The organism is Bacillus cereus group sp. BfR-BA-01441, assembly GCF_022663075.1.
Taxonomy (GTDB): Bacteria; Bacillota; Bacilli; order Bacillales; family Bacillaceae_G; genus Bacillus_A; species Bacillus_A cereus.
This window is the reverse complement of sequence record NZ_JAKUEU010000007.1, coordinates 52478-64842: the sequence shown is the minus strand read 5'-3', so window position 1 is coordinate 64842 and position 12365 is coordinate 52478. Positions and strand designations below refer to the sequence as shown.

Here is a 12365-nt window from a genome sequence, read left to right as displayed (position 1 = left end):
ATACAAATAAAAGGAGAGTATTATGGGAGTGTATTGGGGGACAAAAAGACATTCTTGGCTTAGTTACGTCTCATTTTGGCTAAGTATTTCATTTTTTATTGTTTTTCTAATTGAAGTGTTTATATTAAAAACACTTTCGAATAGCTCGGTGCAAATTGTTAAATATTTTTATTTTATATTTGTACCAGTAAATATTTTTCTTAGTTTAAAGTTACTATTTAAGAAGAATGAAAAGAAAGCGTTACCTATTTTTAGTTTCATTGTCTCATTATTATTTGCAATTTTAATAATCGTATTAGTTTTAGCAGCTATAGGGAAGGTCTTTTGAGGGGAGTGGTATAAGTCACTCTCCTTTTTTATTTGTGGTAGTCTTACTATATATAAAAGTGTGAATGCTGTGAGCTAATAAAAGCAGAGAGTAGACAATATTTGCATGGATTAAAGTCTGTCGTTATTTGAACTTGTAAGAGTGTATGGAGTAATGAGGTAATATACATAATAATGGAGATAGAATTAGTTATTTTATAAGTATGTATGAAGCAAATGAATACGGTAAGAACGTTGATATATGGTACAATAGCTATGGATAGTGATAGAGATAAAGGGTATATAAAATACTCATCGTTTTTTAGTAAGAGAGGGGTTATCTTATGCTATACGAGGATTTGGAGACATTATTTCAAACAGCTCCGAAAGAAGATAGAGGCGGATGGAAATATATAATCCAAGAACAAAATAATACATTTAAAATTGTTGATGAAATACTGAAAAATCAAATGAGTGTCGAATTATATTTTAATGAATACGATGAGGTGAAAATCACTTTATATAAAGATGGAATTCCCATTACAACTATGCAAAGAATTGCGATTTCAAAAGTTGAATTAGACGAAGATGAAGAAGGTATTCAATTTGTTTTAGAGCGCATGCCTAGTCGAATGATTCGGTTGCAGTTAAAGCCATATTTAGCATTAGAAATGGGACCGTACTGGGAAGTATGTGATGATTGTGAATGAGCATAAAAAAGCATCCAATAACATGGATGCTTTTTTATGTTTTTTGAAGTTGTTTAAACGCAATGATTGGCAGTATAACAATACTTACCCATCCGATGATAGGATATAGAATGTGAAGTAAGTCACTGTAACCGATGTAGCTAAAGCAATAACTAATTAGTAAAATGAAGAAAATAATATTGTTATTTTTCCACCCAGTAATAGATTGCATCTGTTTTGTCATTCCGAACACATTACCAACTAAAGTTGTGAAAACTTCACCGAAAATAATGAGAACGAAAAAGAAGTGAAAAGTTGCATTAAATCTTCTTATGACTTCAGCCATTGGGATGTTATATTGGTAAAATTGATCGACTGATAAGATTGCTAAATGGCTGCATAATAAAATTAAAGAAAGTCCAGCACCACCCAAAATCCCACCCCAAAAAATAGCTTTTCGATCTCTTACTTCACTGGCTAATGGGACGAGAACACTTTGGGCGAGAGAAAGATTTAAGGCGACATATGTAATAGGGCTAGTAATCCATTTCATATTCCAGTTCTCTGCAGGAATAGTGTTATTAATGGAAGGTGTACCGTGAAAAAAGGTTGTAATAGCAAGTCCGATAATAAAAATCATCATAATAGGTACGACAAGTGTATTTACTTCAAAAACACCTTGTAATCCGCGGCTACTTATAATAAGACAAGCGATAACTGTAATAAGAATACCGAGTTGTCTTGGTAAGCGAAGTTGCTCTTCAAATACTGCACCAGCCCCTGATAACATAACGCTCGTTACGCCGAATAAAACGAGTAATAATAATGTGTTTACAACATTCCCAAATACATCCCCAAATAAATATTTGTTAAATTCTTGCGCTGAAAATGCCCCGATTTGTGATGAAAGTAACATCATCTTTGTGCCAAGCCAAATAAAAAAAAATCCACTTACACATATGCCAATTGTCCCGTATAATCCATTCACTGTGAAAAATTCAACAATTTCTCGTCCAGTAGCAAATCCAGCTCCAACGACAGTTCCGATATAAGTAGCGGCTACTTTCTTTGCTACTTGCCATTGTTGATTGTCCATGTTATCCCTCTTTCTACTATGATGAGCTTGATGTACTATTATGCATATGTATGAGCTTGGACAATTAGACGTATGAAGTGTTTGAAAAAATACATGAATTTAATGATATTAGGGAAGCATTAAAGGTGTTAAAACTTTGTTACATATAAGCCAATTGTTCGAAAGGAAAGGGAATGTATGGTAAAATGTAATTAGGTTATTAAAAGATAAACATTACAAAATGATAAGAGGAGTGATTGTATGAGTACGAAAACAAATGTTGTTGAAGTATTAAACAAGCAGGTAGCAAACTGGAATGTGTTATATGTTAAACTACATAATTATCACTGGTATGTGACAGGGCCACACTTCTTTACATTACATGAGAAATTTGAAGAGTTTTATAATGAGGCTGGAACGTATATTGATGAGTTAGCAGAACGTATTTTAGCTTTAGAAGGTAAACCATTAGCGACAATGAAAGAATATCTCGCAACATCTAGTGTCAGCGAAGGGACAAGCAAAGAATCTGCAGAAGAAATGGTGCAAACATTAGTGAATGATTATTCTGCACTTATTCAAGAATTAAAAGAAGGTATGGAAGTTGCAGGTGAAGCTGGTGATGAAACATCAGCTGACATGCTGTTAGCAATTCATACAACATTAGAACAGCATGTATGGATGCTAAGTGCATTCTTAAAATAACGATAAATATAATAGAAACCCATTGAAAAATTATTTCAATGGGTTTTTTTATGATTTTTCAGTTTTCTTTTATGCTATAATATAGTAAAAAGGAGGCGATGCGATGTTTCGCTTTTTCAGAACTGGAAAAGAAGAGCGGGAAATTACGAAAGATGAATTAGAACAAGCGATGGCTCAGTTTTTAGAAACGAATGCTAATATCGTTTATACAGTATTAGTAAATGAAGATTATACAGTAAATTATGATTTGTTAAAACCGTATTTACCTGCATTTCCAACAAATGATTTTCTCATAACGAAGGAAACGCTTGAGGTATTTGAACATACAGCAGAAAATTTAAGCCTAGTGAAAGAAATTGATGTCGTACAAAAAGCAGTAGACCAATACGTAACAGAAAAAGAAATGTTCCCAATTGTTGAAGGTAGCGAAGATCGCCTCATATGCGGAATGAAGCTAGGACCTTACTTAAATCGTAGCTTAAAAAGAGACTTATATATTTCAGAAAAACATTATTTAGTTTCAAGTAAACCAGATAGAAAAAAACAAAAGAGCGGGTAGATGTAATGAAAACAACAATACATATATTGTTGTCTTTTTTTGTTTGTTAAAATATTGATTTTTCAGTCTATTATTATTTATACTAAATGTATTGGACAGGGAAGAGTAACTATTAAGCATCATTTTGAGAATAAGGTATTGTTAGCGTGGGTTATACAAAGTGGTATAAAGATTCGCAAAAAATATTATAAAAGGTTTCGGGGGAATTGGTACATGAAAAATAGCATGACTTACATTCAATTATTAAATGAAACGTTACGTTGTTATGCAAATAAAGGAAGTTTTGAAGCGTACAATTATATAATGGAAAACGCTACAGGTGTAATAGGGAATGAGGCGCAAATATATAATTTTAAGTATGCACTCGCAAGTGCATCGGGACTTGAAAAAGAAGCATTACATTTAATGAGAGAGGCCATTATAGAAAAGGGATTCTGGTATGGAAATGAGTATTTAATTTCCGACGAAGATTTAAAATCACTACATAAATTTGAAGAATTTCATACAATGGTGCAATTATGTAAAGAAAGAGAAGAATTAGCACATAAAAAGGAAAGACCAGATGTGAAATATATATACAGCAAGAAAGAAGGAAATCTACTACTTACATTGCACGGTGACCAAGAAAATATTCAAATAGTAGAGCCATATTGGAAATCAGTTTTGACACAAGATTACACGTTAGCTTTACCACAGTCTTCACAAATTCAGTTTTCAGATGGATTTGTTTGGGATGATATAGAGAGAGGGAAAGAAGAATTAAAAGGGCATTACAATAAGTTTATAGAAAACCATACAGTAGAAAATGTAATCATTGGTGGTTTTTCTGCAGGGGCAAGAGTAGCTTTATATACGATTTTGCAAAAAGATATAGAGGTTGATGGTTTTGTTTTTATGGCACCATGGCTTCCCGAGATTGAAGAATGGGATGAGTTGCTAAGAGTGCTGCAGGATAAACATATAAAAGGATATATAGTATGCGGGGATCAAGATGAAGATTGTTTCGAATCCACGCAGCAATTTGTACAACTATTAAGAGAGAAGAATATAGAACATAAGTATAAAGTTGTGCCTGACTTAGATCATGATTATCCTATTAACTTTGAAGAGCTATTAAAAGAAGCTATTGAATATATAGGAAATGAAAACAATAAGTAGTAAGAAAAAGAGATGCATCATATGTGATGCATCTCTTTTTAGAATTATAAATTAAAAGCATTTGCTAATAAGCGATAAGACTTTAATTTATGTTCAAATTGATGAGTAATCGTGACAATCATAAATTCGTCAGTATTGTATGCTTTGCTTAAGTTTATTATTTTTTCTTTTACAGAAGACGGATCACCAACAATCATACGTTGACGATTTTCTTTTATACGGAATAAATCATAAGCGCTGTATGAATAATTTTGAGCAGTTTCAATAGAAGGTGTACCAGTAGTTCGTTTTCCTTGCTCTAATAATAAGATTGATAAATCTAAACTAGAAGCAATTTTTTTCGCTTCTTCATTTGTTTCTCCGCATATAACAAAAATGGCAACGATTGAATTAGGCTTATCTCCTAAAAATGAAGGCTGATATTGTTCTTGGTAAGCCCTCATAACTTCAGGGCCTCCGAAGCCATTAATAAATTGCGCAAATGCGAAAGAAGCTCCGTTGTTTGCAGCAATTTTAGCGCTCTCTCCGCTAGAACCGAGCATCCACATTTCAGGAGACGTTGGGATAAATGGAGTGGCTTTTAAGTTTGCATAGTGATGGTTTTCTGGTACTTGATCATGTAAGTACATTGCAACATCTGCAATTTGTTCTGGATATTGATCAAGTGAGACCATTTTCCATTCTTGAAGTGCGCGAGTTGCTATTGGCATACCACCAGGAGCTCTACCAACACCGAGATCGATACGATTTGGATACAGTGCTTCTAAAACGCGGAAATTCTCAGCGACTTTATATGGGCTATAATGCGGTAACATAACACCACCTGAACCGACTCTAATACGGTCCGTTTTCGCGGCAATATGAGAAATAAGTATTTCTGGACTTGAACCAGCTAAGCTTACGGAATTATGATGTTCGGATACCCAAAAACGTGTGAATCCGAGTTTTTCAACTTCTTGTGCAAGCGTAACTGTATGTGAAAAAGCTTGGGCTGCTGTGCTACCATCTGAAATAGGTGATTGGTCTAATACACTTAACTTGATCATAGAATATACCTCTCAATCTTAATGTACATCCTATTATATATTTACTTATGAAAAATGCGTAGTGAAATGCTCAAAATGAAAAGTGGATAATCCTATTTCCGCTTTTAACGAGAAAATCCGCGTTCATAATGATTCATTTCGACCAGATTTAAAATATATTCATAGTTGTCAATTTCACATTTTAGCTGTTCACGTTCTTTTTCAGATAGTGTCATATTGCTAAGTTTTTTACATAAGTTTTGTTTCTTTAATTCTAAATGCTTTTTTGTAGCGTGGTAATCATAAGTATGTTTCATTTTTTAGTCACTCCTTCGTTGCGGTTGTTATATTATACGAGGCATAAAGAAATATGAAATCTGTCTCTTATGTACTTTTAGTGAATATTCAAATTGCAATGGTGTTATGTTTATGGGGATCTATGAATAAAATGCACTAAACCACTAACGTCTATTTGATGAAGTAAGGGGTGGAATTGTGCAGAAAGATATAATGTATAACACTGAAATGGATGAAGCGTTAAAAGTTATAGATAAAGGATTGAAGAAGACGATAAGTCCAAAACAAATTATTATTGTGGGAGCTGGTATGGCTGGATTAGTTTCAGCATCTTTATTAAAGGCTGCAGGACATGATGTGAAAATTTTTGAAGCAAACAACCGGGTAGGTGGCCGTATAGAGACAGTTAGAATGGAAGATACCGGATTATATTTAGATGTTGGAGCAATGAGAATTCCGTATACACATACATTAACGATGGCATATATAAGAAAGTTTGGGCTACAGGTGAGTCCTTTTATTAATAGGAATGAGACGGATATTATCTATGTAAATGGACGGAAAACGACGTTGAAACAATATGAAAAGGATCCGAGTATTTTAAGGTATCCTGTGGAAATGAACGAAGTGGGAAAAACGTCTGAAGAACTATTGTTACTAGCAGTACAGCCGATAATAAATTTTATTAAAAGAAATCCAGAGAAAAATTGGGATGTTGTAGTGAAGGATTTTGGGAGATATTCCACAGGACAATTTTTGAAGTATCATCCTTATCAGTATAATACTTACTTTTCGCCAGTAACAATTGAGATGATCGGTGTTCTATTAGATCTAGAAGGTTTTTTAGAACGGTCGTTTGTAGAGACTTTACGCTTTCTATACATTATGCAAGAGGAGAGCGGATTTTGTGAAATTGTGGGCGGGAATGATAGATTACCAAAGTCATTTTTACCGCAATTAGAAGAAAATATTATATATAATCAAAAATTAATGAAGTTACATCAACACGATAATGGTGTGACAGCTTTCTATCGGAACGAGGAAACTTTTGAATATAGCAGTATTACAGGAGATTTAGTTATTGTTACCATTCCGTTTTCGACAATGCGTTTTGTAGAAGTAGATCCGTTTGATTCTATATCTCATGAAAAATGGAAAGCAATTCGTGAATTACATTATATGCCTGCGACGAAAATAGGAATTCAATTTAAAAGCCGATTTTGGGAAGAACAAGGACAATTAGGTGGCAGAATTATAACAGATTTGCCAATTCGTTATGCCTATTATCCAAGTTATGGAATTGGTGAGAAAGGACCGGCTATGATGTTAGGTAGCTATACATGGTCTTATGACGCGTTGTTATGGGATGGTTTATCAAAAGGTGATCGTATTTATTACGCATTACACAACTTAGCAACAATATTAGGTGGTCAAGTGTATGATGAGTTTATATCTGGAATATCAAAAAGCTGGACATTGGATCCGTATGCGCTTGGAGGATTTGCACTTTTTCAAGCAGGTCAAGAATCTGAGCTGCAACCAGCGATTGTCAAACCAGAGGGGAGAATATTCTTCGCTGGAGATCATACAACGCTATATCACGGATGGATTCAAGGTGCGATTGAATCTGGAATTCGTGTAGCGGCGGAAGTGAATGAGTAAAAGGTTTTTAATTCAGAAAATTCTTTACTATATAACTTGAGATGGATATTATTATATATAAAAGAATTATGGGGAGTGTTTACAGTGAATCCGTTATTATTCGATTTTTCTTCTGAATTTTATACTGACAGGCTTTTTATTCGAATGCCGAAACCAGGAGATGGTAAAGTTGTATATGATGCAATTCAGGCTTCAATACAAGAACTGAAACCTTGGATGGTGTTTGCACAAAAAGAGCAAACAGAGCAAGAAATAGAAGAAAGTATTAGAAAATCACATATTCAATTTTTGCAACGTGAGGATTTAAGATTACTAGTATTTTCGAAAGAAACAGGTGAATTTATTGCTTCAGCCGGATTACATCGTATTAATTGGGATATACCTCAATTTGAAATCGGATATTGGATTGATACAAGGTTTAGCGGAAAAGGCTATATGGTAGAGGCTGCGAAAGGTATAACGGATTACGCTTTTTCTGAATTGAAAGCAAACCGTGTAGAAATTCGTTGTGATTCTTTAAATAAGAAGAGTAGAGCGATACCTGAGAAATTAGGCTTTAAGTTAGAAGGTACGTTAGAAAGTGCGAGTGTTGCGGTAGATGGAAATGGATTAAGGGATATGTGTGTATTTGCAATGACGAGAAATACATATAAAAAAGAAGAGCTGTAAAGAAACAGCTCTTCTTTTTGTGTATTATGGTACAGGATGTCCATTAGAGCTTTCGAAAATTGTAAACCATTGTTGACGATCTAAGTTAACGTTTGTAGCAAGAGCGGCCGTTTTTACGCGATCTAATTTACCAGAGCCAACGATTGGCATCATATTAGCTGGATGAGCAAGTAACCAAGCATACATAACCGTATCGATACTAGAAACACCTAGCTCAGTAGCAACTTTTTGCATAGTTTCGCGTACACGTACGGCACGTTCGGATTGACCAGTAAAAATTTCCCCACCAGCAAGAGGTGACCAAATCATTGGATTGATTCGTTTTTCTTGGCATAAATCAATTGTCCCTTTTTCAAAATGCTCAAGCTGCAATGCAGAAACTTCAATTTGGTTCGTAATAAGCGGGAAATCTAAGTACGAACTTAACATATTAAATTGTGAAGGTAAGAAGTTAGATACACCGAAGTGACGAACTTTTCCTTCTTGTTTTAATTGTGAAAATGCCTTTGCCACTTCATTTGGATCCATAAAAGGATCGGGACGATGAATAAGTAATACGTCAATATAATCTGTATGTAAATTTTTTAGTGATGCTTCTGCACTTTGAATAATGTGCTCTGCACTAGTATTGTAGTGAGCAACATATCGCTCTGGAAATTTCGGTGATGGGGGAGCGATTCCACACTTTGTAATAATTTGCATGTTTTCTCGTAAGGAAGGCTTTAATTGTAAAGCTTCTCCAAACAATCCTTCACACGTATATCCGCCGTAAATGTCAGCGTGATCAAAAGTAGTAATTCCCATATCCATACAATCTTCAATGAAAGAAAGTAATTCTTGTTTCGTCATATTCCATTCTGCTAAACGCCAAAATCCTTGAATAATACGAGAGAATTCTAGCGTTTCATTCATTTGAACTCGTTCCATTATAAGTACCCCCTTGATGAATAATTATTATTTTGAAAAGGCTTTCTTACTACGTATTATTATATAGTTTGGGGGGTGTACATACAATAAATATGTTTTGCTAAAAAAATGATTTTCTCTATATGCTATAATGTAGAAACATATAGCTATAAGGAGATGTAAGGAATGATTCCAGTAACAATATTAACTGGTTTTCTTGGATCAGGGAAAACGACTTTATTAAATCGTATTTTATCAGAAAATCACGGTAAGAAATTAGCAGTGATTGTAAATGAAATAGGGCAAATTGGCATTGATAATCAGTTGATTATGAATGTAGAAGAAGAAATTATGGAAATGACAAATGGCTGTTTATGCTGTACTGTACGTGAAGATTTACTTGTTGCTTTAAAACAGTTACTGGACGTAAAAGCAGAAGGGAAAATGGATTTTGATGGTTTAGTAATTGAAACGACTGGCCTTGCAAATCCAGGGCCGATTATTCAAACATTCTTTTTAGATCCAGTCATTCAATCTGCATACCAAATTAATGGTGTTGTAACGGTGGTAGATAGTTATCATATACATAAACATTTTGAAAAAGGATTAGAAGCAAAAGAGCAAATTGCGTTTGCTGATGTCGTTTTAGTAAATAAATTAGACTTAATTGAAGAGAGTGAGAAAGAAAATCTTTTGCATAAACTTCAAGGAATTAACCCGACTGCAAAGTTAATCGAGGCGACTAACTGTGAGGTAGATATACCATCTTTATTACAAATTCAAACGTTTAAAACGAAAGATACGTTGCAAATTTACCCTCATAAAGAACATAACCACTTAGAAGGTGTGAAATCATTTGTATTACGTGAAGAACGTCCGCTGGATTTACAAAAGCTTAATGAGTGGATGTCAGCTGTCGTTCAAGAGCTAGGGGAATATTTATATCGTTACAAAGGAATTTTATCGATAGACGGAGTAGATAAACGTATCGTTTTCCAAGGTGTACATACGTTATTTGCCGCTTCGTACGATAGAGAGTGGCAAGAGGGTGAAGAGCGAGTAAGTGAAGTAGTTTTTATCGGAAAAGATATTAATAAAGAGTGGTTCCAAGAACATTTCGAGGAGTGTGTGAAATAAGTCTGCGTAAATTGCAGGCTTATTTTTTATGAGCATTCTATTAGATTACAAAACAGAATTAAATAAGGGAAAGAAACTAAAAATTGATAACTGTATAATAAAAAGCCTGTTTTCACAGGCTTGTATTTTCGTCTATTAGTAACTCCATTACAACACCTACAACTGGACCTTCATCATCAATATCCCCATTTAAGCGGAAACCAAATGATTCATACAGTCCCATTGCAAGTTTGTTGTCTGGATGTAAACTTAAGTAAATTATTTTACATTCAAATTTTTCTTGTAAGAATTGAATGAGTAAGCGAAGGAAACGTTTTGCGTATCCTTTTCCTTGATATTGTTGGTCAATCATAAAGCGATCGAGCCATACACTTTTATGTTTTACTGAATACCATCCATACATTGCGTATCCTACAAGTGTTTCGCCATCATATAAACCTACTGACGTTCCGTTTCCTTCATATAATGATTCTGCTAAAGAAAACGCGTTACTTTCAATAAATTGTTGCTGATCTTTTGCGACGTCTAAAGCAACTACTGAACGCCAATTTTTTGCTGTTACTTCACAAATGTGAAGATTCATAATTCCAACTCACCTTCTAAATTAATATAGCTTTCAAGCTAATATGGATAATTTTACTTGTTATTTTGGTCAAGTCAAGGATAAATACATAAAAAGGCAGCTGAATAACAGATTCAGCTGCCTAGAAAATATAATGGATTAGTTTGTTGCTTCTTTCAATGTATTTACGTTTTCTTCCATTAAAGTGAAGTAATCTTTATTATTTTTTGCATCATCTTCAGAAATAGTAGCTAAGTGATTTAAGCGTAAAACTTTTGTACCAGTTTCTTTTTGAATTACGGATGCTACTTTTGGAGTAGAGAACGTTTCGAATAAAATATATTTTAGATTATGTTCTTTTACTGTTTTTGTAATGTCAGCAAGCTGCTTTTGAGATGGTTCATCAGAAGCTGAAATTCCAGCGATAGGAATTTGTTTTAGGCCGTATCGTTGTTCCCAGTAACCATAGGCAGCATGAGAAACTAAAATTTCTTTCGTTTTTGCGTTCGTTACAGCTGCCTTAAATCCATCGTCTAAATCAGTAAATTTAGTTTGAAGTGCTGCAAAGTTTTTTTCGAATTCTTTTTTATGTTCAGGTTGTAATTCTACAAGTGCATTTTTAATTTTTTCTGCTTGTTTCATTGCTAGAGTAGGATCTAACCAAACATGTGGGTCTTTATCGTGATGATGTTCATCTTCTTTATGGCCATCTCCATGATCATGATGCTCTTCTTCAGTAGAAGCACGAAGCTCAATACCTTTAGATGCATTTACAATTTTAACATTTTCTTTTTGTAATGTTTTTTCCATTTTTTCAGCAAATGGTTCTAATTCAGCGCCGTTATAAACAAATAAATCGGCTTTTGCAACTTGTACTGTTTGTTTTTGACTTGGTTCAAATGTATGTGAATCTGCACCAGGTGGGTAAATTGCTTCAACATTTACATAGTCGCCACCAATTTTCTTTGCGAAATCAGCGAGTGGGAAAATCGTTGTATAAACTGTTAGCTTTCCATCTTTCTTGGCATTACTTTCTTTTTTATTTGAGCAGCCAGCGAAAATTAAGGTAAAAATAAGTAAGAATGAAAATATAGTCAATCTTTTAGGCATGAAGTTCTCCTCTTTTCTTTTTTACGGATATATTTTCCCCAATTATAGAAGAAAAATATCATTTTAATACAAAACGGAATAATTACGTTTTAGTTTGCGAACTTAGTATAATACATCTTTAATAAAGTTGCAATAAATAATAATCATTCCGATTTGTTTTTGTTATAAAGTTGTCAAATATAGGTGTATTATTTTTGCAAATGCATGCATATGTGACAACGCTGTTTTCATATATTGAAAAGGAGGTAAAGAGGGGGATGAGCGCTTGGGTTACTTAATGGAAGCTATTTTATTAATATTAGCGGTAGTATTGCCATTATCTTTCGTATTAATTTTTTTAAGAAGATTAATAAGTAATTTAGGGGACGCTACAACAATAACGAAATTACAAGAGAGAGATGAGAAAAAAGAGTGAGTAAAGCACTATGCGTACGCATAGTGTTTTACTTGTGGTAAAATAAGAGCAGGAAACTCCTAAAGGTTGTATTTTACTGAAGGAGAGAAA

At 33.8% G+C, this 12365-nt stretch carries 15 protein-coding genes; 9 read left to right on the top strand and 6 right to left on the bottom strand.

The annotated features are described in order from the left end of the window. Positions 1-22 precede the first annotated feature (22 nt). Positions 23-328: a hypothetical protein gene (locus MR107_RS05305; RefSeq protein WP_000539569.1), complete on the top strand. Its 306-nt coding sequence runs from the start codon at positions 23-25 to the stop codon at positions 326-328. A gap of 322 nt (positions 329-650) precedes the next feature. Then, positions 651-1016 (top strand): DUF3979 family protein, encoded by a 366-nt coding sequence (locus MR107_RS05300; RefSeq protein WP_000965068.1) that lies wholly within the window; start codon positions 651-653, stop codon positions 1014-1016. A gap of 34 nt (positions 1017-1050) precedes the next feature. Here the strand turns inward: MR107_RS05300 and MR107_RS05295 are convergent, their stop codons facing one another. Continuing rightward, positions 1051-2091, bottom strand: a complete 1041-nt coding sequence (locus tag MR107_RS05295; RefSeq protein ID WP_000370205.1) for a YkvI family membrane protein — start codon at positions 2089-2091, stop codon at positions 1051-1053. A gap of 240 nt (positions 2092-2331) precedes the next feature. Between MR107_RS05295 and MR107_RS05290 the strand changes: the two genes are divergently transcribed. The 3 genes from MR107_RS05290 (at position 2332) to MR107_RS05280 (ending at position 4492) form a co-directional block, all read left to right on the top strand. After that, positions 2332-2775: a Dps family protein gene (locus MR107_RS05290; RefSeq protein ID WP_000105199.1), complete on the top strand. Its 444-nt coding sequence runs from the start codon at positions 2332-2334 to the stop codon at positions 2773-2775. Positions 2776-2878: 103 nt separating this feature from the next. Next, positions 2879-3334 carry a DUF3939 domain-containing protein gene (locus MR107_RS05285; RefSeq protein WP_000488210.1) on the top strand — a complete coding sequence of 152 codons (456 nt, stop codon included), beginning with the start codon at positions 2879-2881 and terminating at the stop codon, positions 3332-3334. Between the two features lie 213 nt (positions 3335-3547). Then, the gene (locus MR107_RS05280) at positions 3548-4492 is read left to right on the top strand and encodes an alpha/beta hydrolase (RefSeq protein ID WP_000798317.1); all 945 of its coding nucleotides are present in this window, start codon (positions 3548-3550) and stop codon (positions 4490-4492) included. Positions 4493-4536: 44 nt separating this feature from the next. Here the strand turns inward: MR107_RS05280 and MR107_RS05275 are convergent, their stop codons facing one another. Then, positions 4537-5538 carry an LLM class flavin-dependent oxidoreductase gene (locus tag MR107_RS05275; RefSeq protein ID WP_242292114.1) on the bottom strand — a complete coding sequence of 334 codons (1002 nt, stop codon included), beginning with the start codon at positions 5536-5538 and terminating at the stop codon, positions 4537-4539. 104 nt (positions 5539-5642) lie between these two features. Then, complete coding sequence (locus MR107_RS05270) at positions 5643-5834, bottom strand: DUF3896 domain-containing protein (RefSeq protein WP_000683366.1); 192 nt, start codon at positions 5832-5834, stop codon at positions 5643-5645. A gap of 178 nt (positions 5835-6012) precedes the next feature. Between MR107_RS05270 and MR107_RS05265 the strand changes: the two genes are divergently transcribed. Together MR107_RS05265 and MR107_RS05260 are read left to right on the top strand one after the other, a co-directional pair. Continuing rightward, positions 6013-7476 carry a flavin monoamine oxidase family protein gene (locus tag MR107_RS05265; RefSeq protein ID WP_025687611.1) on the top strand — a complete coding sequence of 488 codons (1464 nt, stop codon included), beginning with the start codon at positions 6013-6015 and terminating at the stop codon, positions 7474-7476. Between the two features lie 84 nt (positions 7477-7560). Then, positions 7561-8145 (top strand): GNAT family N-acetyltransferase, encoded by a 585-nt coding sequence (locus MR107_RS05260; RefSeq protein WP_226368370.1) that lies wholly within the window; start codon positions 7561-7563, stop codon positions 8143-8145. A gap of 24 nt (positions 8146-8169) precedes the next feature. On the opposite strand, the gene MR107_RS05255 is transcribed toward MR107_RS05260, so the two are convergent. After that, entirely contained in the window at positions 8170-9072 is a 903-nt protein-coding gene (locus MR107_RS05255) for an aldo/keto reductase (RefSeq protein WP_000442820.1), read from the bottom strand. A 165-nt stretch (positions 9073-9237) separates the two neighbouring features. Here MR107_RS05255 and MR107_RS05250 point away from each other — a divergent pair, with 165 nt between their 5' ends. Beyond that, on the top strand, positions 9238-10188 hold the full coding sequence (locus MR107_RS05250) for a CobW family GTP-binding protein (RefSeq protein WP_242292113.1): 951 nt from the start codon (positions 9238-9240) through the stop codon (positions 10186-10188). A 112-nt stretch (positions 10189-10300) separates the two neighbouring features. On the opposite strand, the gene MR107_RS05245 is transcribed toward MR107_RS05250, so the two are convergent. Further along, positions 10301-10771 (bottom strand): GNAT family N-acetyltransferase, encoded by a 471-nt coding sequence (locus MR107_RS05245; RefSeq protein ID WP_001048677.1) that lies wholly within the window; start codon positions 10769-10771, stop codon positions 10301-10303. A gap of 138 nt (positions 10772-10909) precedes the next feature. After that, complete coding sequence (locus MR107_RS05240) at positions 10910-11860, bottom strand: metal ABC transporter substrate-binding protein (protein ID WP_242292112.1); 951 nt, start codon at positions 11858-11860, stop codon at positions 10910-10912. 265 nt (positions 11861-12125) lie between these two features. Between MR107_RS05240 and MR107_RS05235 the strand changes: the two genes are divergently transcribed. Beyond that, positions 12126-12275, top strand: a complete 150-nt coding sequence (locus MR107_RS05235; RefSeq protein WP_000540932.1) for a hypothetical protein — start codon at positions 12126-12128, stop codon at positions 12273-12275. Positions 12276-12365 lie beyond the last annotated feature (90 nt).